Genomic DNA, 24,673 nt, shown 5'->3' on the forward strand with positions numbered 1-24,673 from the left:
TCATGGGTCTGCCTTCTCTTTGGCCAATCTATTGGCCAGTCGCACGAAGCCCGCCAGGTCGACCTGCTCCGGGCGTAACGTAGGGTCAAGACCTTCGGCCTCGATGCTTTCGGCATCCAGCAACGGTTTGAGCGTGTTGCGCAGGGTCTTGCGTCGCTGATTGAACGCCTCGCGCACGACCTGTTCCAGAATACTGACGTCGTCGGCTGGATGCGGTAGTTGTGCGTGCGGGGTCAGGCGGACAATGGCAGAATCGACCTTGGGCGCCGGGCTGAATGCGCCGGAACCGACGTCAAACAGATGCTCTACCTGGCAGTGATACTGGACCATGATCCCCAGGCGACCGTAATGGTTCATGCCTGCACCGGCGGCGAGGCGTTGCACCACCTCTTTCTGCAGCATGAAGTGCATATCGGCGACGCAGTCGGATTGGGCAATCAGGTGAAACATCAGTGGTGTCGAGATGTTGTAGGGAAGATTGCCGACAATACGCAGTTTCCGCTCGTCAGTTGCCAGCGAGCGAAAGTCGAACTTCAAGGCATCGCCCTTGTGCAGGGTGAATTGCGGGTTGTCGCCGAAGCGTGCGAGCAATAGCGGGTGCAGGTCATGATCCAGCTCGACCACCTCCAGCTGCGCGCCGCTGCTCAATAGGCCCTCGGTAATGGCGCCCTGGCCGGGCCCAATTTCAACCAGATGCTGGCCTTCACGCGGGGCCACTGCGCGGAGAATGCGATTGATGACGCCGGCATCATGCAGAAAATTCTGGCCAAAACGCTTACGCGCCCGGTGCGGGGCGAACTGTTTCATGCTGACTCCCTGGCTTCAATCATGCTGATAGCGGTGTTTAGTGCGACCCTCAGGCTGCCCGCATCGGCCTTGCCGCTACCGGCTAGGTCAAGTGCCGTGCCGTGATCGACTGACGTGCGAATGATCGGCAGGCCCAATGTGATATTGACCGCATTGCCGAAGCCCTTGTGCTTGAGCACCGGCAGACCTTGGTCATGATACATGGCCAAGACCGCATCGGCATGGTCCAGATGTTTGGGGGTAAACAGCGTATCGGCGGGGAGTGGACCCTGAAGCAGCATGCCCTCGGCACGCAGCCGATCCAGCACCGGGACGAGCGTGTCGATCTCCTCAGTGCCCATATGGCCACCCTCGCCGGCATGCGGGTTAAGACCGCACACCAGAATGCGCGGGGCGGCGATACCGAACTTGCGCTGCAGGTCCATATGCAGGATGCGGATAACCTGTTCCAGCACTGGCTGGGTAATGGCATCCGCCACGGCGCGCAGCGGCAGGTGGGTGGTGACCAGGGCGACGCGCAAGCCGGGGCAGGCGAGCATCATGACCACCAGCGGCGTGCCGGTCAGTTCGGCAAAGAACTCGGTATGGCCGGAAAAGCGGATGCCGGCATCATTGATCACGCCCTTGTGCACTGGCGCGGTTACTACCGCAGCAAAATGCCCCGCCTCGCACCCGCGGCCTGCCAGACTCAATGTCTCAAGAACGTACTGGGCATTAGCGGTATTTAGAACGCCGGGTGTACAGGGCTGGGCCAGGCTGACCGGCATCACGCTAAGCTGGCCGGCGGCTTGGGGTGCGGGAGTGGCGGCGGGATCAAAGGGGCTGAGTTCGATATGCAGACCCAGCAGGCGGGCTCGCTCGGCAAGCAAATCAGGGTCGGCGATAACCACCCGTTGGTGCCGGCTTGCTTGCGCTGCCAGCATAAGACACAGGTCGGGCCCGATGCCCGCCGGCTCGCCGGCGGTCAGGGCAATGGCTCTGCAAGGCACTATATCTTGATCTCGACATAAGCTTCGTCGCGGATTTCCAGTAACCAGGTCTGCAACTCCTGTTCGTACTTGCGATTCTGAATAAGATTGATCGCCTGTTGTTCGCGCATTTCCGCAGTCATGTCGACGTTACGGCTGCCCCGCACCTCAAGAATGTGCCAGCCAAACTCGGACTGAAACGGGCTTGAAACGGTGTCTTGACCAATGCTGGTCATGACTTCACGGAATTCCGGCACCATGCTGTCTGGGGTGACCCAGCTTAACGACCCACCATTTAACGCAGAGCCTGGGTCTTCGGAGTAGGCGCTAGCCAGCGTCGCAAAAGATTCGCCGTTCTGAATGCGCTCATAAATGCGCTGGATCAACTGGGCGGCTTCGCCTTCAGTTCTGATTTCGCTAGGCTTGATAAGAATATGGCGGACATCGAACTCTTCGACCATCTGGCCTTCGCCGCCACGGGTTTCCAATAGTTTAAGAATGTGAAAACCAGCGGGCGAGCGCAGTGGTTGGGTTACACCGTCGACGTCCAGCGACGCAACAGCGCTGGCAAAGGGGCCAGGCAGTTGCGCGCTACGGCGCCAGCCAAGCTCACCGCCTTCCAGTGCGGTATCGCCACGCGAGCGGGCGACGGCCAAACCGGTAAAATCGGCACCGTCACGCAGCTCCTGATAGATTTCGTTGGCGGTGTCGGCAATCTCGCTGACTTCAGCCGGGCTGGCACTGTCGGAAATCGGCAGCACAATCATGGCCAGGCGATATTCCGCCGCAGTCTCGATACGGCCCATCTCCGAATTGAGGAAGTTGCGGACCTCCTGGTCGGATACCTGGATGCGTTCTGCGACGCGGCGCTGGCGCACACGGTTGATGATCATTTCGCGGCGGATCTGCTCACGGGCCTGGTTGTAACTGATGCCGTCGCGCTCGAGTGCGGCGCGAAACTCTTCGGTTGTCACATTATTGCGCTGGGCCAGTTGTTGCATGGTCTGGTTGAGCGTGGCGTCGTCAATGCGAATGCCGGCCCGCTCGCCCATCTGCAACTGGATGCTTTCAACTACCAAGCGCTCAAGTACCTGTTCGCGCAGGACCTCATCAGGTGGCAGCTGAGTGCCGCGCTCACGCAACTGGCGTTGCAGCTCTTGCATACGTTGATCCAGTTGGCTGGCCATGACCACGTCGTTGTCGACGATCGCCGCGACCCGATCCAGAGGCACAACCTGGGCATGCAACCCGGTGCTGAAGATCAGACCCGCGCACAGGCTGAGTAGTGCAGGATATAACTTAGAAACCTTTGCCTTAAAAACCATTGTTTTCACGCTCTCTGTAACCAGGGATGCCTTGATCGAACAGGCTTTCGACACGGTTGCCGGTGACGTTACCCAGTCCTTTGAGCACGATCTGAATGAAAATGCCACGGTTGCCGGTATCGTCAGTCACCGTCTCATATTCGTCGTAGTCTACCCAGTACCGGTTGATGAAACGGACTTTGTAGCAGCAGCTGTCATATTCCAGACCACCGAACGCTTCAAGCGTTCGGTCGCGGTTGAAATCGTGCTGCCAGCGACCGATGAAGCTCCATTGATTGTTGATTGGCCAAATGGTAGACAGGTCTGATTGGTCTATACGGTCATTCGCGTTGCGTCTGAATGTGCCAGACAGAGCGTCAAAGGTATTTACGTTGTTTCTGAACCGATAACCTGCATTGATGATTTTACGCGGCTCAGGCTGGTAGTTGAAGATGGCGCTACCGGCATCTTCGCCGTTGTTATCCGGGTTCCAGATCACATCGCTTCTGAATCGCCAGGCATCGCTCATTTGATACATGAATTCGCCCGCATAGGCGGAACTGGACTGCGTCGGGTCGGTAGTCGCCCCGGCGCCATCCGGTAGCAGCGCTACATCGCGATCGCTGAAATAGAAGATTTGACCCAGGCTGGCGCGAATGCGTTCGCGGCCAGCGTCGTCGAGGATTCTGCTAGTGGCTCCCAGCGTGAGTTGATTCGCATCGCCTATACGGTCACTACCGCTAAACCGGTTGTCGCGAAACAGCGAGTTATAGCTGAAGGCATATTCATTCGAATCGAACAGTGGCTGGTCGCTTTGATCGCGATAAGGCGTGTAGAGATAATAGGCTCTCGGCTCCAGTGTCTGTCTGAAAGTCTGGCTGAACCAGTTGGTTTGCCGGTCAAAGTACAGCCCGCCATCCAGGCTTGCGATGGGCGTGACATTGCCGGGTGTCGTTTCGGCGCCGGCATAGTCGAAGCCGTCGGCTCTGCGATCAAAATCCAGATCGTACTGGGTCATGACCGCTTTAACTGTAGGGGTAAAGAAGCCCCAACTGGTGGTCATCGGGTACTCGATTGCAGGTGCTGCGACTACCCGGCTACCGGATGCCCGTTGCAGGCCAACCAGGCTTTCGTCGGGCTCGCGGATTGCAGCATTGGCATCATCAAACTGAATGCCATTACGCCCTGAGAGAAAACCGCTGTTCAGGTCACGGTCAAAGTAGCTGTATTCGGTGCTGTAGTTGAATCTTAAGCCAGTGTCGCCCAGGCGATTCGCGCCATCCAACCGCAGTTGGGGCAGCCGGCTATATGGCGTAACTGATGTAATGTCGGCCAATTCGTAGCTATGCACCGCAGCCGAAAACCGCCAAGTGTTGCCTGCGTAGGTGGTGCCGGCACGTTGGTTTACGTAGGTGTCTGGCCGAGACTCCAGTGATGAATTGAGGTTCTGGAAATAGAAGGGGTCGCTGATATCGCTGTAATCAACATTGGCTCGCCAGCGCGGGGCCAGGACGTGGTCATGTTGTAGCTGATACATCCAGCGAGTATCACCAAACTCACTGTCATCAAGGAACGCGGCATTGACCTGCGACTGGCTCTGCACGCCAAGGTGTCGGGCCTCACCCTCCATCAGCAGGCCACGCTTGCTCATGATGCGCGGATACAAGGTCGCATCGTAGTTAGGCGCAAGATTGAAATAATAGGGTACGGTGAGCTCGGAGCCACTGTCGGTGCTGGAGGAAAAGCTCGGCGTCAGCAGGCCTGACTTGCGCCGGTCATCCAGTGGGAAATTCATCCACGGAGTATAAAAGACCGGTACATCCTTGACCTTTAGCGTGACGTGCTTCGCCTCGCCCCAGCCTTTCTCGCGATCAAGCTCAATGTCCTTGCTGTGCAGTGCCCAGGTATTTTCACCGGGCTCGCAGGTGGTGTAGGTGCCATCGGTCATGACGATAACCGCGTCATCACGGCGCATCAATTTGGTCGCAGTACCTCTGGCGCGCGACTCGTGCACGACATAACGCACTTGATCGATACGCGTTTCACCGGTGTCGATCTGCATCCGTGCGCTATCACCCAGAACCAGTACGCCCTGGTCACGCAGGCGGACATTGCCATCCAGAACGATCAGGTTATTCGCCTGGTCGAAGCTGGCCCGGTTGGATTGGGCTTGCAGGCGACCCTGTTGTAGTAGAACGTCGCCTTCCAGCGTACCGGTCTGGCTGCCTTGCTCGAAACGGCTTGAGTCCGCTGCGGCGGAAACCGGCAACTGGTCAAAAGGCGTTTCATTGTCACGCCCCTCGCGTTCAGGTTCTACATAGGTACCGCCGCAATAGGGTGCGATAGCAGCCTGTTGCTCGCTGCTGAGTTGCTCGCGGGGAACCCAGTCCAGCTCGCTGTACTCACCAGAATCAGCAACCTGGCGGGCGGTAGCCACCGGGGCATCGCTTTCAGGCGACTCGATGGGTGCCCGCTCTGCTGCGCGCTGTACTGGCTGCACGGGTTTGGCTGGCCGGGGAGGCAAGGCAGCCGGAGCGGACAGCGGAGCGCAGTCCCAGCCTGCGCCGCCACTGCTGGCGCGACATTCAACCTGATTGTTGGCCAAGCTGCTCAATGGCTGGGCTAATAGCAACCCGCTGACCAGCAACATGGGAAAGGTAGGGCGAAACGGTGGTGTGCGGTAGGCCATTGTATGTTTATCCGGGCTTCCAGTCGGTGCGCGCGACGCTTGTGCGAGACGAATGCGATATGCATGCTGCGAGTAATCCGCAAGATAGGGGATAATAAAGCATTGTAGGACGCCAGAGCCAGCGTCCGTCTGAATGGGATGGAAATGATGGATGCTAGAAAAGCACAGCTGCAAGTCTGGTTGCCGCCGCAACTGGCGCAAACCTACGCTTCTCAAGGTTGGGGAGCGGTAGGTCAGGGCCAGTTGTCGGCAGCCAGCGCCGATGCCAGTTTCCGGCGCTATTTTCGTTGGAGCGATGGCTCACGTAGCCTTATCGTGATGGATGCGCCCCCGGAGCAAGAGGATTCCAGCCCTTTTGTCAGGGTTGCTGGGCTGTTGGCAACGGCTGGGGTGCGTACCCCGGAGATTTACGCTGCCGATGTGGATAACGGTTTTTTATTGCTGGAGGACATGGGCACCAGCACTTATTTGCAGAGTATTCAGCGCGGGCTGGATACGGCTGAGGTAGAGCGTCTTTACGCAGCCGCTATCTCGTCCTTGCTGCGTTGGCAGCAGATCAGTAGCCCGGGCGTGCTGCCGGACTATAATGAAGCCGTATTGAGTCGTGAGTTATCGCTGTTTCCCGAGTGGTATGTCGGCCGCCATCTGAATCGCCAGTTCAGCGTGGACGAAGCGCAGCAGTGGCAGGCGGTTTGCCGCCTGGTACTGGAGAGCAATCTGGCCGAGGCTCAGGTGTTCGTGCATCGCGATTATATGCCGCGTAACCTGATGACGGCAGAAGGTGAGCCCGGCGTACTGGATTTTCAGGACGCGCTCTATGGCCCCTTGAGTTACGACGTGACCTCGCTGTTTGCTGATGCCTTTTTCACTCTGCCACTGGAGCAGCGCGAAGCCTGGCTCGAGCGCTACTGGCAACAGGCGCAGCAAGCGGGCTTGCCGGTACCCGGTGATTTTCAGACTTTCCTCGATCAGTCGAGATTGATGGGGGTGCAACGGCATTTGAAAGTGCTGGGTATTTTCGCGCGGATCAACTATCGCGACGGCAAAGCGCATTACTTGGGCGACACCCCTCGCTTTGTTGGCTACCTGCGTGAGGCCTGCGAACGCGATCAGCGTCTGGCACCGCTTGAGCGGCTGCTGGATAGCCTTGGCATGCCTCTATGAAAGCGATGATTCTCGCCGCCGGGAAGGGTGAGCGTATGCGTCCACTGACCTTGCATACACCCAAACCCTTGCTGCCGGTGGCCGGCAAGCCGCTGATTCAGTGGCATATTGAGGCGCTCAGAGCGGCGGGTGTGACTGATTTGGTGATCAATCATGCCTGGCTGGGTGAGCAGTTGGAGCAGCATTTTGCTGCGGGCGCGGCTCTGGGCGTGTCTATTCAGTGGTCACCCGAGGGCGAGCCGCTGGAGACCGGTGGCGGCATTTTCAAGGCGCTGGGGTTGCTCGGCGAACAGCCCTTTCTGTTAGTCAATGGTGATGTTTGGGTGCCGTTCGAGTTTGCCGGGCTGGCGCTCCCGGACGGCATGCTGGCGCACCTGGTGCTGGTGGATAACCCCGAATTCAAAACCACAGCTGATTTCGTGCTGGTGGACGGTGCGCTGAGTAATCCGCAGCCTGGCGAGCAGGGGCTGACCTATTCGGGCCTGGCAGTGCTGCACCCAAAACTGTTTGAGCATGAGCGGGCTGGCGCCTTTGCTCTGGCGCCATTGCTGCGCCGTGCGGCCGATACTGGAAGGCTGAGCGGCGAATACTTCGCTGGTCCCTGGGTCGACGTTGGTACACCCGCACGCTTGGCTGACGCCGAACGCTTGGCGCAGGGGAGCTGACGCCTGTGCTCTGGCCAGTAACGGTAGTAGGTGCTGCTCTGGGAGGCGCGATTGCGGGTATCCCCGGCGGTATCTTCGGCGCTGTACTCGGGCATGCGCTGGATCGTCATTGGCAGTTGCAGCGCTGGAGCGACTTGCCACGTCGTTGGCGTGAGCTCAGTGGTCGGGAGGCGGGCTTTGAGCAGGTGTTGTTCCTCTGCTTGGGCCGACTGGCCAAGGCTGAAGGGCGGGTTTTGCCGGCCCATCTGCAATTGGCACGGGACCTGATGCAGCAGTATCGTCTGGATGACGGATTGCGACTGCAGGCGATGCAGTGGTTCAATCAGGGCAAAATCCCTAACCAACGATTGACTCCGCTGGTCCGGCGATTACTCAAGCGCGAGCCGGAACGGGCAGCAGAGTTGCTGGACTGCTGCTGGCGCATGGCCCTGGCGGATGGGGTGCTGGGCGCACAAGAGCGCGAACTGCTTGACGAATGGGGTGGCCACGCCGGGCTGGGTCGGGCAGAGCAGCAGCGCATGCACCAACGTCATCAGTCGCGTGCCGGCTACGCCCAGTCAGGCGCTAAGCCGCAGAGCGGCGGCGCGCGGACGGCCAGTCGTGATCGACTGCAGGAAGCCGCCAGTTTGCTGGAAGTCGACCTCAGCGCACCACCTGAAGAGATCAAGCGGGCTTATCGCCGCCAACTCAGCCGTTATCATCCGGACAAGCTGATTGCTCGAGGCATCGACGTCGGAGCCAACGGCGCTGGCGAGCGTATTCATCGGATTCAGGAAGCCTACGAACAGATCAAACGCTATCGGGGGTTTCGTTAAGCACCCGCTGCAGCCAGCCGTCCAGCCGCTTGATCAGTATCTGCTGTTGCAGTTCAGAGGTCTCGCCCTGCGGCCACAGCAATTGCCTATAGCGGTCATGCCCCAGACGTTTTGCTTGTAGCCTGCGCGCTTCGGCTTGTTCGGGGCGTGACATCAGAATGTCGTAAGTGGGGCCTGACCATTGCTCCAGCAAGTGGTTGGTGGTTGTTTCACCCTGCGTCGTTTGTCGCAGGCCCTGAAGTATCAGCGCAGCAGCTAGCGGATTAGCCGCCTCAGCTGTGCTTTCGACGGCCACTGCGGCGCTCAGAGCCCAGAAAGCCCCTTCGCCCCGCCCCAGTAATACAACAGGTAGATTCTGTTGTTCGCCGCCCTCGGCAATTAACACCTGCCGCGCGGCCTGAATACGCGCCAGGGTCTGTTCCCGGTAGGCGTCGTCGCGTGTCAGACGCTCTGATGCTTCGAGCCCGTGCTCGGGGGCATCACGTTCTGGCAGGCTAATAGCCAGAGTGTGCCAGCCCGCCGCGCTGAGCTGCCGGCGTGCCGGAGCAATCAGCATGGGCCAGTCTGCGTGCTCGTCCTGGCCCGCAATCAATATGATGCCGCCCCAAGGTTGCGGCTGGGCTGCAGGGAGGAACAGCCCGAGAAAGGCCTGCTCGCCGATATTCAGGCGGCGCTGCTGGGTAGCGGGCAACAGTCGCTCAAGGCTCAGCTCCTGCACCTGGCTACGTGTTGGCGTGAGCACTGCAGTCGTCTCTCTGGCTGTTTCAGCCGGTGCCTCGGACGTCAATGGAGTATCTGCAACGGGTTCTTGCGCCAAAGCAATAGGCGGCCCGGCGAGCATCAGCATTAAGCCGAGCTGGAGTCTATGGGTGTGCAGGCAGGACAGACTTGGTAGGGATTGCATGGCAGGCGTCCTTGGGCATTTCCTCCGAGTATAACAGGGCAGCACGAAGCCGCTTGAGGTAGACTATGGCCGTCCTGAATTCACTCCCGAGGTCCGTCATGCCTGATTATGCGATTGCCCCTTCGATCCTGTCCGCCGATTTTGCCCGCCTTGGCGAGGAGGTCGACAAGGTGCTGGCCGCGGGTGCTGATATCGTCCATTTCGATGTAATGGATAACCATTATGTACCCAATCTGACCATCGGGCCGATGGTCTGCAGTGCGTTGCGCAAATACGGCATTACTGCTCCCATTGACGTGCACCTGATGGTCAAGCCAGTGGACCGCATCATCGGTGATTTTCTCGAAGCGGGTGCGTCCTTCATTACCTTTCATCCAGAGGCCAGCGAGCATATCGACCGTTCTCTGCAACTGATTCGCGAGGGCGGCGCCAAGGCCGGCCTGGTATTCAATCCGGCGACTTCGCTGGACAGCCTCAAGTACGTTATGGACAAGGTCGACATGGTGCTGTTGATGAGCGTCAATCCCGGGTTTGGCGGGCAGAAATTCATCCCCGGCACCCTCGACAAGCTGCGTGAAGCACGCGCGCTAATTGATGCCAGCGGCCGTGATATTCGCCTGGAAGTCGACGGCGGCGTCAGCGAGCAGAATATTCGCCAGATCGCCGAAGCCGGCGCCGATACCTTCGTTGCCGGTTCGGCGATTTTCAACCAGCCCGATTACAAGGTAGTGATCGACCGCATGCGTGCCGAGCTGGCCCAGGTTGCGCGTTGAAGCTTGGGCGGCTGTTCGGCGGGCAGCTGCCGAAGCTAGTAATCTTTGATCTGGACGGCACCCTGCTGGATTCGGTGCCGGACCTGGCTGGCGCTATCGACAGCATGTTGCTTGAGCTTGGCCGGCCTGCTGCCGGTATTGAACGGGTACGCGACTGGGTGGGTAATGGCTCGGCAGTGCTGGTGCGCCGCGCGCTCGCTGGCTCCATCGAGCATGCTGGCGTTGATGCCGAGGAGGCCGAGCTGGCGCACCGAGCCTTTTTGCAGGCGTATTCCGCTGGGCATGTGCTGACCACCATCTACCCTGGTGTGATGGCGTTTCTTGATGCGCTCAAGAAGCAGGGCATTCCGATGGCGGTGGCGACCAACAAGCCGGAACGTTTTGTCGCTCCGTTGCTGGAAGAGAAGGGCATGCTTGGTTATTTCGACTGGCTGGTGGGCGGCGATACGCTGCCGGTGCAGAAGCCCGATCCTGCGGCCTTGTACTGGATTATGCGCGAGGCCGGCGTAGCGGCCGCCGATACGCTGTTTGTCGGTGACTCGCGCAATGATGTGCTGGCCGGTCAGGCTGCCGGGGTAAAAGTGCTGGCGGTCAGTTACGGCTACAATCACGGCCGTCCGGTCAGCCTGGAAAACCCGGATTTGTTGGTTGATTCACTGGACGTGCTCATATAACCTTTCGGGTGTCTCCACACCTTACCAAGACGGATCAGCCGTGTTTGTCAGCAACCGCAAACTGATGAGAGTGATCAAGGCGCTCGCCCGCTGGCGTTGGCGCACCTGATTCTGCCTGCCTGCGTCAAGCGCAGGTCTTCTGTGTTTGTCTGACAATTACCCGCCCCATGAGGCTGATCATGACCCGAGAAGAATTTCTAAGCCTGGCTGCTCAGGACTTTAACCGTGTACCCGTGGTACGCGAAGTACTGGCTGATCTGGATACGCCGCTGTCGACCTACCTGAAACTGGCTGACGCGCCCTATTCCTACTTGCTCGAATCGGTACAGGGCGGCGAAAAGTGGGGTCGTTACTCGATCCTCGGTTTGCCCGCCCGCACCGTGCTGCGCGTCTACGAGCATAGTGTTCAGGTGCTGGTCGATGGCGTCGAAACCGAACAGTATGATTGCGCCGACCCGCTGGCTTTCGTCGAAGAGTTCAAGGCCCGCTACCGGGTGCCGAGCATTCCTGGGCTACCGCGCTTCAATGGCGGTCTGGTCGGTTATTTCGGCTACGACTGCGTGCGCTATGTCGAACCGCGCCTGGCGCATTGCCCGAACCCCGACCCACTGGGCAATCCGGATATCCTGTTGATGGTGTCGGATGAGGTGGTGGTGTTCGACAACCTGGCGGGCAAGCTGCATGCCATCGTGCTGGCCGATCCGGCGGACGACAATGCGTTTGATGCCGCCAACGTCCGCCTTGAGCAAATACTCGACAAGCTGCGTCAGCCCCTGGCCCAGCGCAAGCCGCTGTCACTGGACAATCCGCCGGACCGCGATCTTGACTACCGCGCCAGTTTCACCCGCGAGGATTACGAGCGGGCGGTAGACACCGTCAAGGAGTACATCCTCGCCGGTGACTGTATGCAGGTGGTGCCCTCCCAGCGCATGAGTATCGACTTCAAGGCCGAACCCATCGATCTGTACCGGGCGCTGCGCAGCCAGAATCCGACGCCCTATATGTACTTCTTCAATTTCGGTGACTTCCATGTGGTCGGCAGTTCGCCGGAGGTGCTGGTGCGCGTGGAAGAGGGTGAAGTGACAGTGCGGCCGATCGCTGGTACGCGCCCGCGCGGCGCGACCGAGGAGGCTGACCATGCGCTGGAAGTGGATCTGCTCTCCGATGCCAAGGAAATCGCCGAACATCTGATGCTGATCGATCTCGGCCGCAACGACGTTGGCCGTGTGGCCCAGACCGGCAAGGTGCAGGTCACCGAGAAGATGGTTATCGAGCGCTACTCGAACGTCATGCATATCGTCTCCAATGTGAAGGGCCAACTGCTCGGGCATCTGAATGCGATGGATGCGCTGCGCGCGATTCTGCCGGCTGGAACCCTGTCCGGCGCCCCGAAGATCCGTGCGATGGAAATCATTGACGAACTGGAGCCGGTCAAGCGCGGGGTATATGGCGGCGCAGTAGGTTACTGGGCGTGGAACGGCAATATGGACACCGCGATTGCTATTCGGACCGCGGTGATCAAGAACGGCGAGCTGCACGTGCAAGCCGGCGGCGGCATTGTTGCCGATTCGGTGCCGGCGCTGGAGTGGGAAGAGACCATCAACAAGCGTCGTGCGATGTTCCGGGCCGTGGCCCTGGCCGAACAGTCAGTCGAGTGAGGGAAAAGACATGTTATTGATGATCGACAACTATGATTCCTTCACCTACAACGTGGTGCAGTACCTGGGTGAGCTGGGCGCCGAGGTTAAAGTTATCCGCAACGACGAGCTAAGTGTTGCTGAAATCGAGGCGCTGCAGCCTGAACGTATCGTTATTTCTCCCGGCCCATGCACGCCGAACGAGGCGGGTGTGTCGGTGCCGGTGCTGCGGCACTTTGCCGGCAAGCTGCCGATTCTGGGTATTTGTCTCGGCCACCAGAGCATCGGGCAAGCCTTTGGTGGTGAAGTGATACGCGCCCGCCAGGTCATGCACGGCAAGACCAGTCCGGTGTTTCACCAGCATCAGGGTGTATTTGCCGGGTTGGATAATCCGCTCACGGTGACCCGTTATCATTCGTTGGTGGTGCGCCGCGAGCCGCTGCCGGCTTGCCTGGAAGTAACCGCCTGGACCCAGCTCGAAGACGGCTCGATAGACGAAGTTATGGGCCTGCGCCACCGTGAGTACATGATCGAAGGCGTGCAGTTTCACCCGGAATCGATTCTCACCGATCAGGGCCACGAGCTGCTGGACAACTTCCTTAAACAACAGGGCGGCCTGCGCGGCTAAGCGGACTAGGAGTGAACATGGATATCAAGACAGCACTGGCGCGCGTGGTCGAGCAGATCGACCTGAGTACCGAAGAAATGCGCGCGGTGATGCGCGACATCATGACCGGGCAGTGCACCGACGCGCAGATTGGCGCCTTTCTGGTCGGCCTGCGGATGAAGGGCGAGAGCATTGATGAAATTACCGGCGCGGCGATAGTCATGCGTGAGCTCGCTTCGGGCGTGCAGGTCGGTGGTCAGCGGGTAGTTGATACCTGCGGTACCGGCGGCGATGGTGCGAATATCTTCAACGTGTCGACTGCGGCGGCGCTGGTGGTGGCGGCGGCCGGTGGCAAGGTCGCCAAGCACGGTAACCGTGCCGTCTCCGGTAAAAGTGGCAGTGCCGATTTGTTGGAAGCGGCGGGCGTCAATCTGGCGCTTACGCCGGAGCAGGTTGGGCGTTGTGTAGAGGCGGTCGGGGTGGGTTTTATGTTTGCACCGGCTCATCACAGCGCTATGAAGCACGCCGTGGGTCCACGCAAGGAGCTGGGCTTGCGCACGCTGTTCAATATGCTCGGGCCGATGACCAACCCGGCCGGGGTCAAGCATCAGGTTATCGGTGTGTTCACCGACAAGCTGTGCCGGCCCATGGCCGAAGTGCTCAAACGCCTGGGCAGTGAGCATGTGCTGGTGGTCAGCGCCCGCGACGGGCTGGACGAAGTCAGCCTGGCGGCGCCCACGCATGTTGCTGAACTCAAAGATGGCGAAGTGCGGGAGTACGATATCAGTCCTGAGGACCTGGGTATTCCCAGTCGCAGCTTGATCGGCTTGAGCGTCAATGATGCGGCTGAATCCCTGGCGCTGATCAATGATGCGCTGGGCAAGCGCAAGACCGAGGCTGGCGAAAAGGCCGCGGACATGATTATTCTCAATGCCGGCGCGGCACTCTACGCCAGTGATCAGGCAGGCACTTTCCTTGAAGGGGTGCAACTGGCCTCAGATGCGTTGCATTCGGGCCTGGCTCGCGAAAAGCTCAATGAGCTGGTCGCCTTTACCGACGTATTTCGCGAGGAAGCTGCGCCATGAGCGTGCCAACGATTTTGCAGAACATTATTGCCCGCAAGCATGAGGAAGTCGCCGAGCGCCGGCCGCGCGTCAGCCTTGACGAGCTGGAGCGTCTGGCCGTTGCCGCCGAGCCGCCGCGTGGCTTTACTGCGGCTTTGCAGCGATGCGCCGCCGCCCATAAACCCGGTGTGATCGCTGAAATCAAGAAGGCCTCGCCGAGCAAGGGCGTGCTGCGTGAGAATTTCGATCCGGCGGAGATTGCCCGCAGTTACGAGCAGGGCGGTGCAGCCTGTCTATCAGTGCTGACCGATGTGGACTTCTTTCAGGGCCACGATGACTACCTGCGCGCTGCACGTGCCGCCTGTAATCTGCCGGTGATCCGCAAGGATTTTCTGATTGATCCCTATCAGGTGCTTGAGGCCCGGGCGATGGGGGCGGACTGCATACTACTGATCGTTTCGGCGCTGGATGATGGGCTGATGGCAGAGTTAGCCGCCGAAGCGCGTCGCCTGAAGCTGGATGTACTGGTCGAGGTGCACGACGCTGATGAGCTGCAGCGTGCATTGCGCCTGGATACGCCACTGATTGGTATCAACAATCGCAATCTGCATACCTTTGAGGTGACGCTGGAGACGACGTTGGACTTGTTGCCCAGGGTGCCAGCCGATCGCGTGCTGGTGACCGAAAGCGGACTGCTTTCCCGTGCGGACGTGGACTTGATGTTGGCCCACGATGTTTACGGATTCCTGGTTGGCGAAGCCTTTATGCGGGCGCCAGACCCAGGTATGGAGCTCAAGCGGTTGTTTTTCTGATCGCAATTGTCCGATCATCCTGGTGGAGATGGCCTGGTGCTAATCGGGTCATCTTTTCGTTAAGCTTGGTATCTATCTGATTACCAAATAATTCAGAACCAAATATTGCGCTTTTTGTCTGACTGATTCGATGTGAGAATCCCACTCATTGACATATCGGACTGACGTCATGCAGATCAAAAACACCTCACATAGCTATGGCTCTGTCGCTATTGCTATGCACTGGCTGGTAGCCTTGACCGTTATCGGGCTGGCTATCCTGGGCCTGTGGATGACTGACCTTACCTATTATAGCCCCTACTATCGAAGCGCCCCGTTCTGGCACAAAAGCATCGGTATTTCACTGGCGGTGCTGCTAGTGCTACGCATGGTCTGGCGCTGGGCCAACCCTAAGCCGGCGCATCTGCCGGACCATAAGGCCTGGGAAGTTCGGCTCGCCACTCTAGTTCACAGACTGCTATACCTGTTACTGATAGTGATCGTGCTCAGCGGTTATCTCATTTCCACCGCGACCGGGCAGGGCATCGATGTGTTTGGCTGGTTCACCCTGCCTGCGTTGGTCTCCGGCCTGCCAGAGCAGGCGGACCGTGCCGGCTTGGTACATTATTGGCTGGCGATAACCGTGTTGGTGTTGGCCGGTTTGCATGCGCTGGGTGCCTTGAAACATCACTTTATTGACCGCGATAATACCCTGCGGCGCATGCTTGGCCTGCGCTCGCATTCATCTGAGGAGCATTAATATGAAAAAGACTTTCGCCGGACTCGCCCTGGGCGGCCTGATGGCCCTGAGCGGTAGCCTGCAGGCTGCCGATTATGTGATCGACAAGGAAGGCCAGCACGCCTTCGTCAACTTCAAGATCAGCCATCTGGGTTACAGCTGGCTGTATGGCCGCTTCAACGATTTTGACGGTACCTTTAGCTGGGATGCGGACAAGCCCGAGGCCAGCGCGGTGAATGTCACTATCAATACCACTAGCGTGGATTCTAACCATGCTGAACGCGACAAGCACTTGCGCAGTGATGACTTCCTTAATGTGGCCAAGCATCCGCAGGCGACGTTCAAATCCACTGCAGTGGAGATGACTGGCGACGATACAGCGAATATTACTGGCGATCTGACGCTCAACGGCGTCACCAAGCCAGTGGTGTTGGATGCCAAGTTTCTAGGTGAGGGCGAGGACCCCTGGGGTGGTTACCGCGCTGGTTTTGAAGGCAGCACCCGCTTGCGTCTGAAGGACTTTGATATCCCGATGGATTTGGGGCCGGCTTCCCAGGAAGTAGAGCTGATTTTGACGGTGGAAGGCATCCGTCAATAAAGGCTCAGGGCCTGTTCCCTGGCGGATAACTTCCGCCTTCTCCAGCCCGAACCGCAGACCTGCGGTTCGGGCGTCGTTCGGATACCCGCAACGGCCTGTTTCGGCTTTTGTGCCTGTCTGCTGCAAGGGTGCTCTGGTAAAATCTAAACAATAACTATTCGCATGAGTGCTTTCGTATGGGGTGCTCGTGTGACCTCTTTGTTTTGTCTATCAAGGAAATCCGATGTCGCTACCTTCTCTGCCGCTGGGCCGCGCCCTGTCTGGGTTGCTGCTGGCCTTTGTGCTGTCTTCTGCCGTACAGGCCGCCGACACCGTAACCATCACCCATAGCAGTGGCGAAACTCAGGTGCCGGTCAGTCCGCAGAAAGCGGTGGTGATCGACTGGTCGACCCTGGATACCCTGCAGCAGCTCGGGGTGCAGGTGCAGGGCACGCCGAGCAACAGCGCACCGGATCTGCTCGCGCGTTATCAAGGTGAGGGCTTTATCCGCGCGGGCAGTCTGTTCGAGCCCGATCTGGAGGTATTGAAGAACAGCAGTCCCGATCTGATCATTCTTGGTCGTCGCGCACAGGGTCAGTACGCCGAGGTATCGAAATTCGGCCCTACCATCGATCTGACGCCTGACCCGAACGACCTGCTTGGCAGTCTGGAGCGCAATACCCGCATTCTCGGTGAAATCTATGGCAAGCAGGCCGAGGCCGAGGAGCAGCTTGCGCGCCTGAATGCATCAGTCACCGAACTGCGTGAGCTGGCTGCCGGCCAGGGCAAGGGCCTACTGGTGCTGACGACCGGTGGGCGAATGGCGGCCTTTGGTGCAGGTACACGTTTTGGCATGATTCACGACGTATTTGGCGTGGAACAGGCGGTGGATGACCTGCAAACCGGCAGGCACGGACATTCGGTGTCTTTCGAGTTTTTGCTTGAGGCTAACCCTGACTGGCTGTTTGTCATGGACCGCGATGCGGCCATTGGTCAAGAAGGGGTTGCCGCTGCGCAACTGATGGATAACGAGCTGGTCAAGGCGACGCCCGCTGGCAACAAGGGGCAGATCGTCTATCTCGATCCGGTCAGTTGGTACTTGCTGGACAACAGTGGTCTGGGCGTCATGCAGGCGAGTGTCGATCAGCTGATCGAGGTCTTCTCCGCTGGCCGCTGAAAGCCGGATGGAAGTCTGGTGACCTATGCCGCAAGATAATCTTCTACAGCGTGCGGCTCCGAGTGCACGCATGAGCTGGGTGCTGTTGGTTGTGCTGCTGACATTAGTCCTGGGTCTGGCGATTTGGAGCCTGAATGTCGGTGCTAGCCGCATGAATCTGCTTAATGCGCTGGGCGCCGATCCGGACGACCGACTGTCCAAAATCCTCTTTGCCAGCCGCTTGCCGCGTACCCTGGCGCTGATGCTTGCCGGGGCCGGATTGGCGGTGGCGGGGCTGATATTACAGATGATGGCGCGCAATCGTCTGGTCGAGCCTTCTACGGTGGGCACCATGGAGGCGGCGGCGCTGGGCATGTTGATGCTCGCCTGGCTGGTGCCGGGGGCCACGCTAGCACTGCGCTTTGCCGTGGTCAGTTTGTTTGCCCTGGGCGGCACCTTGCTGTTTCTGGCGGTGTTGCAGCGCATTCCTCTGCGCTCCGCGCTGATTGTTCCATTGGTAGGTCTGGTACTGGTTGGGGTGGTGGCCGCGGGCAGCGGTCTGCTGGCCCAGCAACTTGATTTGGCTCAGGCGCTGCGGGCCTGGAGCAGTGGCGATTTTTCTGCGGTGTTGCGTGGGCGCTACGAGCTGCTGTGGGTCGCGGCTGGTCTGACGCTGGCTGCCATGCTGGCAGCCGATCGCTTTGCCGTGATCGGTATGGGCAAGGATTTTGCGACCAATGTCGGCGTCAACTACGGCCTGCTGATAGGGCTGGGGCTGCTGCTGGTGGCGATGATTTCCGCTAGCGTGGTGGTGGTGGCCGGGGTGATTCCCTTTGTCGGCTTGATAGCCCCGAATCTGGTGCGCTGGGTGTGTGGTGATCAGCTGCGCCGCAGCATTCCATTGGTAGCGCTGCTTGGAGCTGCTCTTTTGCTGGCGGCGGATATTGCCGGACGTCTGCTTATCCATCCCTTCGAAGTGCCATCCTCTAGTCTGCTGGCGATAGTCGGCTGTCTGGCCTTTCTGTTCATTCTCTTTCAGGGGCGCCGTCAATGGGTATGACGCCAGCATGGCGCCTGACCCTGCTGGCGGCGCTGGCGCTGTTGTGCATGGGCGCATTCATGACGCTGCGGGCGCAGAGCGACTGGGCTTTCATTATCGAATACCGCGGCCCGCGGCTGGCGGCCATGCTGCTGGTGGCCTGGGCGATCGGGATCTCCACGGTGCTGTTCCAGACCATTACCCAGAACCGTGTGCTGACACCCGCGCTGATGGGCTTTGATGTGCTTTTTATGCTGGTCCAGGTTTTGGCTTTGCTGATATGGGGCGCCGCCCAATGGCGCGAGCTGGCATTGCCCCTGCGTTTTTCGCTTGAGGTGCTGGCCGTGGTGTTGCTGGCGCTGCTGGTTTTTCGGTTGCTGTTCAGTGGTGCGGTGCGCAGTCTACACCTGTTGATCCTGGCCGGTATGCTCGGCGGTATTCTGTTCCGCGAGCTGACTGAGGTGCTGCTGCGGGTGCTCGACCCTGGCGTGCTGGTCATCGACCGGGGACGAGGTGCGGCTAGCTTCAATCGCATCAATCTGGGTCTGCTGGGCGTCGCAAGCCTTTTTGTGGTTGTTGCCAGTGGCTATGTGCTGTGGGTGCTACGCAGGCTCGACGTGCTGGCGCTGGGGCGGGATATGGCGCTGAATCTGGGCTTGGACTACCAGCGTCAGGTACTGCGCCTGCTGGCGGTCATAGCGATATTGGTCGCCGCGACCACGGCGCTGGTGGGGCCGACGCTGTTCTTCGGGCTGCTGGTGGCCAATCTCGCCTACTGGCTGATGGGCACCCAGCAGCACCGTTGGACTCTGCCCGCCAGCGTGCTGACGGGCGTCGTCTGTCTGGTCGGGGGGCAGGTGTTGCTGGAACATGTCCTGGCCTCGAGCCTGCCGTTATCGGGGGTGGTCGAGCTGGTGGGCGGGCTGTTGTTTATCGTCTTGTTGATGCGTGGAGTGCGGCAATGATTGAAGTCCAGAAAGTCAGCAAGCGCTATGGCCATAGCCTGGTCGTGGATGACGTCAGTCTGAACATTCCCAAGGGTGGCTTCACCGCCATCATCGGACCCAATGGCGCGGGTAAGTCCACCCTGTTGTCGATGATCAGTCGGTTGCTACCGATGTCTGCTGGTCGAGTATTGATTGATGAGCTGGACGTGACCCGCACTCCGGGGGCTGAGCTGGCGCGGCGTCTTTCGATTCTACGTCAGCACAACCAGAGCAGTCTGCGCCTGACGGTACGTGACCTGGTGGCCTTCGGTCGTTTCCCGCATTCCGGGGGCCGCCTGAGCGCCGATGACCAGCACAAGATCGATGAAGCCATCGACTTTCTGCGGCTGACTCCGTTCCAGCACAAGGCCATTGATGAATTGTCCGGTGGCCAGCGCCAGCGCGCTTATGTGGCAATGGTTATGTGCCAGGACACCGACTATGTGCTGCTCGACGAGCCGCTCAACAATATCGACATGCGCCATGCTGTGGATATGATGCAGCTGCTGCGCAGTGCCGCTGACGACAAGGGTAAAACCGTGGTGGTGGTGCTGCACGATATCAATTTCGCCTCCTGCTACGCCGACCAGATCATCGCCATGCAGGGCGGCAAGCTGGCGGGTCAGGGGAGCCCGAACGAGCTAATCCGCGAGGCTGTGCTGCGCGACCTGTACCAGTTGGATATCCGCGTGCATGAAATCGATGGTCAGCGGATCTGCACTTATTATCGCTAGCGCGCAGCCGCAAGCGGTCCGTGTCGAGGTTTGACTCCAGCTTGCCGCTTGTCGCTTGCAGCTGGAGGCTGAGAATCGCGGTACATTCGCGCTTCTTCCACCAGCCAGTCCCTGAACGCCTGCAGTGTGGCGGACTCGGCTTTACGCTCGGGGATCACCAGATGATAGGCGTGATCGCTGTCGAAACTGTGTGGGCAGGGGGTGATCAGGCGGCCGCTTTCCAGTTCATCGCGGATCAGGAAGGGCGGAATCAGCGCGACCCCCATGCCGTGCATCGCGGCCTTGGCGAGCATCGAGAACAATTCCAGGCGTGTGCCGTTCAGGTCGTGCGCAACACGCATATCAAGTGAGGCGAACCACTGGCGCCAGGCGTACGGCCGGGTGGTCTGTTGCAGTAGCGGCATGTGGCTGATCTGTTCCGCCGTCAACGATTTGTGCGGCGCAATCAGGTCTGGGCTACACACCGGTACTGGCGACTCCTTCATTAAAAAATGCGTCTCGGTACCGGACCAGTCGCCATCGCCAAAGTAGATTGCGGCATCGAATTCGGTATCGGCGAACAGGAATGGCCGCGTGCGGTTCGTCAAGTTCACCGAAACATGTGGATGCGCCAGCAGAAAGCCGCTCAGGCGTGGCAGCAGCCATTGGGTGCTGAAGGTCGGTACCGCCGCCAGCTCCAGGGTGGCGGTGCCCTGATTGCCCATGACCGAGAGCGTATCGCGCTCCACCGCATCCAGGCGACTGCTGATGCGTCTGCTGTAGGTCTCGCCCGCCTCGGTCAGTTTGACGCCGCGCCGGGTGCGACGGAACAACTGCACATCCAGGAACTCTTCCAGATTGGCGATCTGCCGGCATACCGCGCTTTGGGTTAGCGACAACTCCTCGGCGGCCTTGGTAAAGCTTTCATGCCGGGCCGAGGATTCAAAGCAGATCAGGGCCTGGGTCGGGGGGATCTTGCGGCGCATGGGTGGGCTCCTTTGGAGCAGCGGTAAGTTTTAAGCGTTACGCTGGTCGTGGACAATAATGTCCAGCACGATTGCGGTTTGCTTGTGGCTTGCCGTTTGTCGCTGGTTTACGGAGTTCCAAAATAGCACAGGTTACTGACAAAAACGCGTTTGCCGGCAGGGCTAATCGGGTCTAGTCTTATTGCCACTGCAAGCATCCCCGCGATGCTCATTTAATCCTGATAATACAACGGAGTTTTCATGGCCGATTCCAAAGCGAGTTTCAACTGGATTGATCCGCTGCTGCTTGATTCGCAGCTGACCGAAGAAGAGCGCATGGTGCGTGATTCTGCTGCTCAATACTGCAACGCCAAGTTGATGCCGCGGGTACTGGAGTCGTTCCGTAATGAAAATACCGATATAGCCATCTTTCGTGAAATGGGTGAGTTGGGGCTGCTGGGCGCCACTATCCCCGAGGAGTACGGTGGCAGCGGGCTGAATTATGTCTGCTACGGCTTGATTGCCCGTGAAGTCGAGCGTGTTGACTCAGGCTACCGTTCGATGATGAGTGTGCAATCCTCGCTGGTCATGGTGCCGATCAATGAGTTCGGTAGCGAAGAGCAAAAGCAGAAGTATCTACCCAAGTTGGCTAGCGGTGAGAGCATCGGTTGCTTTGGTCTGACTGAGCCCGATCATGGTTCCGACCCAGGCTCGATGATCACCCGTGCGCGGTCCGTAGAGGGTGGCTATTCGCTCAGGGGCGCAAAGATGTGGATTACCAACAGCCCCATCGCTGACGTGTTCGTGGTCTGGGCCAAGACGGATGACGACGTGATCCGTGGCTTTATTCTGGAGAAAGGCTGGAAGGGCCTTAGCGCTCCGGCGATCAAGGGTAAGGTCGGTCTACGTACGTCCATTACTGGCCAGATCGTAATGGAAGATGTATTTGTGCCGGAAGAGAATATGTTGCCCGGGGTGACCGGTCTGAAAGGTCCTTTTACTTGTCTTAATTCGGCGCGCTATGGCATTTCCTGGGGCGCTCTGGGCGCGGCGGAGTTCTGCTGGCATACCGCTCGTCAGTACACGCTGGATCGAAAGCAGTTCGGTCGCCCACTGGCACAGACACAGTTGATCCAGAAAAAACTCGCCGATATGCAGACCGAGATCACCATGGCCCTGCAGGGTTGCCTGCGTTTGGGCCGCATGAAGGATGAAGGGACTGCGGCGGTGGAGATCACCTCGATGATGAAACGCAACTCCTGTGGCAAATCGCTGGATATCGCCCGTGTGGCCCGTGACATGCTCGGTGGTAACGGCATTTCCGACGAATACGGGGTAATCCGTCACGTAGTCAACCTGGAAGTGGTCAATACCTACGAAGGTACCCACGATGTGCACGCGCTGATCCTGGGTCGCGCACAGACGGGCCTTCAGGCGTTCTTCTAACGTTTGAAGGTGGCGGCAAGCGGCAAGTCGGGCTGAGTAAGTCTGGTTTGCTGCGGCTTTTCCGAGGGCTCGTGATCATGTTCGTTACCCCTATTTTTTTTAACTGCAGGGCTGGCTTGTCGCTTACAGCTTGCCGCTTGTGGCTGCGCGCATGAGTGCGCTAGCCGGTCTGAAAGTCCTTGATCTTTCCCGCGTTCTGGCTGGCCCCTGGGCTGGGCAGATGTTGGCTGATCTTGGCGCTGACGTGGTCAAGGTCGAGCGGCCGGTCGTCGGCGATGATACCCGTGCCTGGGGGCCGCCCTACCTCAAGGATGCTCAAGGGCGTGACACCTCGGAAGCGGCTTATTATCTTTCCGCTAACCGCAATAAGCGCTCTCTGGCGATTGATTTTACCCAGCCGCAGGGCCAGCAGTGCCTGCGCGAGCTGGTGGTTAAAGCGGATATTCTGATCGAGAACTTCAAGGTTGATGGGCTAGCGGCCTACGGCCTCGACTATGTCAGCCTGCAGGCGATTAATCCGCGCCTGATCTACTGCTCAATAACCGGTTTTGGTCAGGACGGACCCTACGCCCAGCGTGCCGGTTACGATTTCATGATTCAGGGGTTAGGTGGCTTGATGAGCGTGACCGGGCGTGCCGATGACGAAGCCGGCGCCGGGCCGGTCAAGGTCGGCGTGGCGCTGACCGATGTTCTCACCGGGCTCTACGCCAGCAATGCCATTTTGGCTGCGCTGGCCGAGCGCGAGCGCAGCGGGCAGGGCCAGTACATCGACCTGGCACTGCTGGATGTGCAAGTGGCCTGTCTAGCCAATCAGGGTCTTAACTACTTGACCACGGGACAGGCGCCGAGACGCATGGGCAACGCCCACCCGAACATCGTGCCCTATCAGGATTTCCCCAGCGCCGATGGTGATTTTATTCTGACGGTCGGCAACGATGCTCAGTTCCGTCGTTTCAGCACAGTCGCCGGGCATCCGGAATGGGCGCAGGACCGCCGTTTTGCCAGCAATGCGGATAGGGTTGCTAACCGGGGGGAATTGATCCCGCTGATTCGCCAGGTCACTGTTTTTCGCACTACCGCCCAGTGGATTTCAGACCTGGAGCAGGCGGGCGTGCCCTGCGGTCCAATCAATGATCTGGCCCAGGTGTTCGAGGACCCGCAGGTACGCTCCCGCGGGTTGAAAGTACGCATGGGCCATCCCCTGGCAGGCGAGGTGGCGCTGGTTGGCAATCCGATTCGTCTGTCGCGCACGCCGATTGAGTATCGCCTGCCGCCGCCGCTGCTCGACGAGCATGCTGCGGCTGTCCTCGCTGACTGGCTCGGGAAGTAGCGCCAGACGCGAAACGGAGGGGCGGGTCTCAGGGCACCAGCAGCACCGGATGGTGTGATTCGCGCGCCACGGTCGCCGCCGTGCTGCCGAGCAGCATGTCGCTGATTGGTGTGGTGCCGCGTTTGCCAATGATGATCAGCGCGGCATTTTCCTGCGCGGCAGCCTTGACCAGTTCCCGTGCGGGTTCCCCTTTGAGGCGCTGGGCCGTGGCGTTGTCGAACTGGCCGCTGATCGTTACCAGCGCCTCCTGGGCCGTGGTGTCTTCAATGTGTTCACCATCATCAACCCAGACCACCAAGCCATGGTTGCCGCGCTGCATGAATTCGCCGAAACGGCGCTCGGCAGCCCGCGCCGAGGGCGAGCCGTCGGTGGCCAGCATGATGACCGCGTCAGGTTCGATCACCTTGCCGTCCATGGGTACTACCAGCAAAGGCAGACGGGTCATGCGCACCAGGTTCATGGCAATATTGCCGCGAAGAATTTCCCGCCCTGCGGAATGGCTGCGGTTAAGGACGATGATGCCGTCGGCATCCAGCCGTTTGGCGCAATCGACGATTTCCGAGGCGGCAAAGCCCTGCTCTACGCGGTAGTCGACCTGAATGCCCTGGTCCTGTTGCAGTTGCGCGGCCAGTTTCTTCAGATGTGATTCGGCGGCTTGCGGAGTGTCTTCGATATGCAGGCGCTTGAATGTCTCGACCACGTGGACCAGCGTAAGGTGGGTTAGGCCTGTCAGCGCGGTAATAGCTGGCAGATGCTCAAGCATTCTGCTCCAGCCATCTGAATAGTCGACGCTGAGTATATAATGTTGGGGCATGGGCAAGCTCCTGCTGGTAAGTGTTGTTGTTCAGGCCCGGCTGTCG

At 59.3% G+C, this 24,673-nt stretch carries 23 protein-coding genes and 1 pseudogene; 17 read left to right on the forward strand and 7 right to left on the reverse strand.

What is annotated here, in order from left to right; all coding sequences use genetic code 11:
- Genes rsmA through K787_RS0104560 form a run of 4 tightly spaced genes read right to left on the reverse strand, consistent with a single transcriptional unit; the run spans position 1 to position 5,768 of the window.
- The gene (gene rsmA / locus K787_RS0104545) at positions 1-807 is read right to left on the reverse strand and encodes a 16S rRNA (adenine(1518)-N(6)/adenine(1519)-N(6))-dimethyltransferase RsmA (RefSeq protein ID WP_022961607.1); all 807 of its coding nucleotides are present in this window, start codon (positions 805-807) and stop codon (positions 1-3) included.
- On the reverse strand, positions 804-1,796 hold the full coding sequence (gene pdxA, locus K787_RS0104550; protein ID WP_022961608.1) for a 4-hydroxythreonine-4-phosphate dehydrogenase PdxA: 993 nt from the start codon (positions 1,794-1,796) through the stop codon (positions 804-806). The genes rsmA and pdxA overlap by 4 nt, the downstream gene beginning before the upstream one ends.
- Entirely contained in the window at positions 1,796-3,100 is a 1,305-nt protein-coding gene (locus K787_RS0104555; protein ID WP_022961609.1) for a peptidylprolyl isomerase, read from the reverse strand. The genes pdxA and K787_RS0104555 overlap by 1 nt, the downstream gene beginning before the upstream one ends.
- Positions 3,090-5,768, reverse strand: a complete 2,679-nt coding sequence (locus K787_RS0104560; RefSeq protein WP_022961610.1) for an LPS-assembly protein LptD — start codon at positions 5,766-5,768, stop codon at positions 3,090-3,092. Before K787_RS0104560 ends, K787_RS0104555 begins: the two co-directional genes overlap by 11 nt.
- A gap of 138 nt (positions 5,769-5,906) precedes the next feature.
- On the opposite strand from K787_RS0104560, the gene K787_RS0104565 reads away from it, so the two are divergent.
- From K787_RS0104565 to djlA, 3 genes are read left to right on the forward strand one after another with little or no spacing between them, the layout of a single operon-like run.
- The gene (locus K787_RS0104565) at positions 5,907-6,932 is read left to right on the forward strand and encodes an aminoglycoside phosphotransferase family protein (RefSeq protein ID WP_022961611.1); all 1,026 of its coding nucleotides are present in this window, start codon (positions 5,907-5,909) and stop codon (positions 6,930-6,932) included.
- Complete coding sequence (gene murU / locus K787_RS0104570) at positions 6,929-7,597, forward strand: N-acetylmuramate alpha-1-phosphate uridylyltransferase MurU (RefSeq protein ID WP_022961612.1); 669 nt, start codon at positions 6,929-6,931, stop codon at positions 7,595-7,597. Before K787_RS0104565 ends, murU begins: the two co-directional genes overlap by 4 nt.
- A 5-nt stretch (positions 7,598-7,602) precedes the next feature.
- Positions 7,603-8,412: a co-chaperone DjlA gene (gene djlA, locus K787_RS0104575; RefSeq protein ID WP_022961613.1), complete on the forward strand. Its 810-nt coding sequence runs from the start codon at positions 7,603-7,605 to the stop codon at positions 8,410-8,412.
- Here djlA and K787_RS24235 read toward each other — a convergent pair.
- A complete protein-coding gene (locus tag K787_RS24235; protein ID WP_084671938.1) occupies positions 8,387-9,316 on the reverse strand; it encodes a DUF3530 family protein in 930 nt (309 codons plus the stop codon). The two genes, djlA and K787_RS24235, sit on opposite strands and share 26 nt — an antisense overlap.
- Positions 9,317-9,414: 98 nt before the next feature.
- Between K787_RS24235 and rpe the strand changes: the two genes are divergently transcribed.
- The 12 genes and pseudogenes from rpe (at position 9,415) to K787_RS0104645 (ending at position 20,093) form a co-directional block, all read left to right on the forward strand.
- Positions 9,415-10,089 carry a ribulose-phosphate 3-epimerase gene (gene rpe, locus K787_RS0104590; protein WP_022961616.1) on the forward strand — a complete coding sequence of 225 codons (675 nt, stop codon included), beginning with the start codon at positions 9,415-9,417 and terminating at the stop codon, positions 10,087-10,089.
- Positions 10,086-10,872, forward strand: a pseudogene (locus K787_RS0104595) (phosphoglycolate phosphatase). The gene rpe and the pseudogene K787_RS0104595 overlap by 4 nt, the downstream one beginning before the upstream one ends.
- A gap of 70 nt (positions 10,873-10,942) precedes the next feature.
- On the forward strand, positions 10,943-12,421 hold the full coding sequence (gene trpE, locus K787_RS0104600) for an anthranilate synthase component I (protein WP_022961618.1): 1,479 nt from the start codon (positions 10,943-10,945) through the stop codon (positions 12,419-12,421).
- A gap of 10 nt (positions 12,422-12,431) precedes the next feature.
- Complete coding sequence (locus tag K787_RS0104605; protein ID WP_022961619.1) at positions 12,432-13,028, forward strand: aminodeoxychorismate/anthranilate synthase component II; 597 nt, start codon at positions 12,432-12,434, stop codon at positions 13,026-13,028.
- 17 nt (positions 13,029-13,045) lie between these two features.
- Positions 13,046-14,092, forward strand: a complete 1,047-nt coding sequence (trpD, locus tag K787_RS0104610; RefSeq protein WP_022961620.1) for an anthranilate phosphoribosyltransferase — start codon at positions 13,046-13,048, stop codon at positions 14,090-14,092.
- Complete coding sequence (gene trpC / locus K787_RS0104615; protein WP_022961621.1) at positions 14,089-14,883, forward strand: indole-3-glycerol phosphate synthase TrpC; 795 nt, start codon at positions 14,089-14,091, stop codon at positions 14,881-14,883. The genes trpD and trpC overlap by 4 nt, the downstream gene beginning before the upstream one ends.
- Before the next feature lie 169 nt (positions 14,884-15,052).
- Positions 15,053-15,622: a cytochrome b gene (locus tag K787_RS0104620; RefSeq protein WP_022961622.1), complete on the forward strand. Its 570-nt coding sequence runs from the start codon at positions 15,053-15,055 to the stop codon at positions 15,620-15,622.
- Position 15,623: 1 nt separating this feature from the next.
- A complete protein-coding gene (locus tag K787_RS0104625; protein WP_022961623.1) occupies positions 15,624-16,199 on the forward strand; it encodes a YceI family protein in 576 nt (191 codons plus the stop codon).
- A 223-nt stretch (positions 16,200-16,422) separates the two neighbouring features.
- The gene (locus tag K787_RS0104630) at positions 16,423-17,355 is read left to right on the forward strand and encodes a siderophore ABC transporter substrate-binding protein (RefSeq protein WP_022961624.1); all 933 of its coding nucleotides are present in this window, start codon (positions 16,423-16,425) and stop codon (positions 17,353-17,355) included.
- A 70-nt stretch (positions 17,356-17,425) separates the two neighbouring features.
- On the forward strand, positions 17,426-18,394 hold the full coding sequence (locus K787_RS0104635) for an iron chelate uptake ABC transporter family permease subunit (protein ID WP_028614586.1): 969 nt from the start codon (positions 17,426-17,428) through the stop codon (positions 18,392-18,394).
- A complete protein-coding gene (locus tag K787_RS0104640) occupies positions 18,385-19,338 on the forward strand; it encodes an iron chelate uptake ABC transporter family permease subunit (protein ID WP_022961626.1) in 954 nt (317 codons plus the stop codon). Before K787_RS0104635 ends, K787_RS0104640 begins: the two co-directional genes overlap by 10 nt.
- On the forward strand, positions 19,335-20,093 hold the full coding sequence (locus tag K787_RS0104645; RefSeq protein WP_022961627.1) for an iron ABC transporter ATP-binding protein: 759 nt from the start codon (positions 19,335-19,337) through the stop codon (positions 20,091-20,093). The genes K787_RS0104640 and K787_RS0104645 overlap by 4 nt, the downstream gene beginning before the upstream one ends.
- On the opposite strand, the gene K787_RS22190 is transcribed toward K787_RS0104645, so the two are convergent.
- Positions 20,090-21,058, reverse strand: coding sequence for a LysR family transcriptional regulator (locus K787_RS22190; RefSeq protein WP_022961628.1), 969 nt, complete (start codon positions 21,056-21,058; stop codon positions 20,090-20,092). The two genes, K787_RS0104645 and K787_RS22190, sit on opposite strands and share 4 nt — an antisense overlap.
- 240 nt (positions 21,059-21,298) lie before the next feature.
- Between K787_RS22190 and K787_RS0104655 the strand changes: the two genes are divergently transcribed.
- Positions 21,299-22,483: an acyl-CoA dehydrogenase gene (locus tag K787_RS0104655; RefSeq protein ID WP_022961629.1), complete on the forward strand. Its 1,185-nt coding sequence runs from the start codon at positions 21,299-21,301 to the stop codon at positions 22,481-22,483.
- Between the two features lie 151 nt (positions 22,484-22,634).
- Entirely contained in the window at positions 22,635-23,813 is a 1,179-nt protein-coding gene (locus K787_RS22195; protein ID WP_022961630.1) for a CaiB/BaiF CoA transferase family protein, read from the forward strand.
- Positions 23,814-23,841: 28 nt separating this feature from the next.
- Here the strand turns inward: K787_RS22195 and K787_RS0104665 are convergent, their stop codons facing one another.
- On the reverse strand, positions 23,842-24,627 hold the full coding sequence (locus tag K787_RS0104665; RefSeq protein ID WP_022961631.1) for a universal stress protein: 786 nt from the start codon (positions 24,625-24,627) through the stop codon (positions 23,842-23,844).
- Between the last annotated feature and the right edge of the window lie 46 nt (positions 24,628-24,673).

Source organism: Halopseudomonas pelagia CL-AP6 (assembly GCF_000410875.1).
GTDB lineage: Bacteria > Pseudomonadota > Gammaproteobacteria > Pseudomonadales > Pseudomonadaceae > Halopseudomonas > Halopseudomonas pelagia.

Coding starts and splice junctions, on each gene's coding strand:
- rsmA (WP_022961607.1), bottom strand. CDS start 807: ATGAAACAGTTCGCCCCGCACCGGGCGCGTAAGCGTTTTGGCCAGAAT.
- K787_RS0104555 (WP_022961609.1), bottom strand. CDS start 3,100: ATGGTTTTTAAGGCAAAGGTTTCTAAGTTATATCCTGCACTACTCAGC.
- K787_RS0104560 (WP_022961610.1), bottom strand. CDS start 5,768: ATGGCCTACCGCACACCACCGTTTCGCCCTACCTTTCCCATGTTGCTG.
- K787_RS0104565 (WP_022961611.1), top strand. CDS start 5,907: ATGGAAATGATGGATGCTAGAAAAGCACAGCTGCAAGTCTGGTTGCCG.
- murU (WP_022961612.1), top strand. CDS start 6,929: ATGAAAGCGATGATTCTCGCCGCCGGGAAGGGTGAGCGTATGCGTCCA.
- K787_RS24235 (WP_084671938.1), bottom strand. CDS start 9,316: ATGCAATCCCTACCAAGTCTGTCCTGCCTGCACACCCATAGACTCCAG.
- rpe (WP_022961616.1), top strand. CDS start 9,415: ATGCCTGATTATGCGATTGCCCCTTCGATCCTGTCCGCCGATTTTGCC.
- trpE (WP_022961618.1), top strand. CDS start 10,943: ATGACCCGAGAAGAATTTCTAAGCCTGGCTGCTCAGGACTTTAACCGT.
- K787_RS0104605 (WP_022961619.1), top strand. CDS start 12,432: ATGTTATTGATGATCGACAACTATGATTCCTTCACCTACAACGTGGTG.
- trpD (WP_022961620.1), top strand. CDS start 13,046: ATGGATATCAAGACAGCACTGGCGCGCGTGGTCGAGCAGATCGACCTG.
- trpC (WP_022961621.1), top strand. CDS start 14,089: ATGAGCGTGCCAACGATTTTGCAGAACATTATTGCCCGCAAGCATGAG.
- K787_RS0104620 (WP_022961622.1), top strand. CDS start 15,053: ATGCAGATCAAAAACACCTCACATAGCTATGGCTCTGTCGCTATTGCT.
- K787_RS0104625 (WP_022961623.1), top strand. CDS start 15,624: ATGAAAAAGACTTTCGCCGGACTCGCCCTGGGCGGCCTGATGGCCCTG.
- K787_RS0104630 (WP_022961624.1), top strand. CDS start 16,423: ATGTCGCTACCTTCTCTGCCGCTGGGCCGCGCCCTGTCTGGGTTGCTG.
- K787_RS0104635 (WP_028614586.1), top strand. CDS start 17,426: ATGAGCTGGGTGCTGTTGGTTGTGCTGCTGACATTAGTCCTGGGTCTG.
- K787_RS0104640 (WP_022961626.1), top strand. CDS start 18,385: ATGGGTATGACGCCAGCATGGCGCCTGACCCTGCTGGCGGCGCTGGCG.
- K787_RS0104645 (WP_022961627.1), top strand. CDS start 19,335: ATGATTGAAGTCCAGAAAGTCAGCAAGCGCTATGGCCATAGCCTGGTC.
- K787_RS22190 (WP_022961628.1), bottom strand. CDS start 21,058: ATGCGCCGCAAGATCCCCCCGACCCAGGCCCTGATCTGCTTTGAATCC.
- K787_RS0104655 (WP_022961629.1), top strand. CDS start 21,299: ATGGCCGATTCCAAAGCGAGTTTCAACTGGATTGATCCGCTGCTGCTT.
- K787_RS22195 (WP_022961630.1), top strand. CDS start 22,635: ATGAGTGCGCTAGCCGGTCTGAAAGTCCTTGATCTTTCCCGCGTTCTG.
- K787_RS0104665 (WP_022961631.1), bottom strand. CDS start 24,627: ATGCCCCAACATTATATACTCAGCGTCGACTATTCAGATGGCTGGAGC.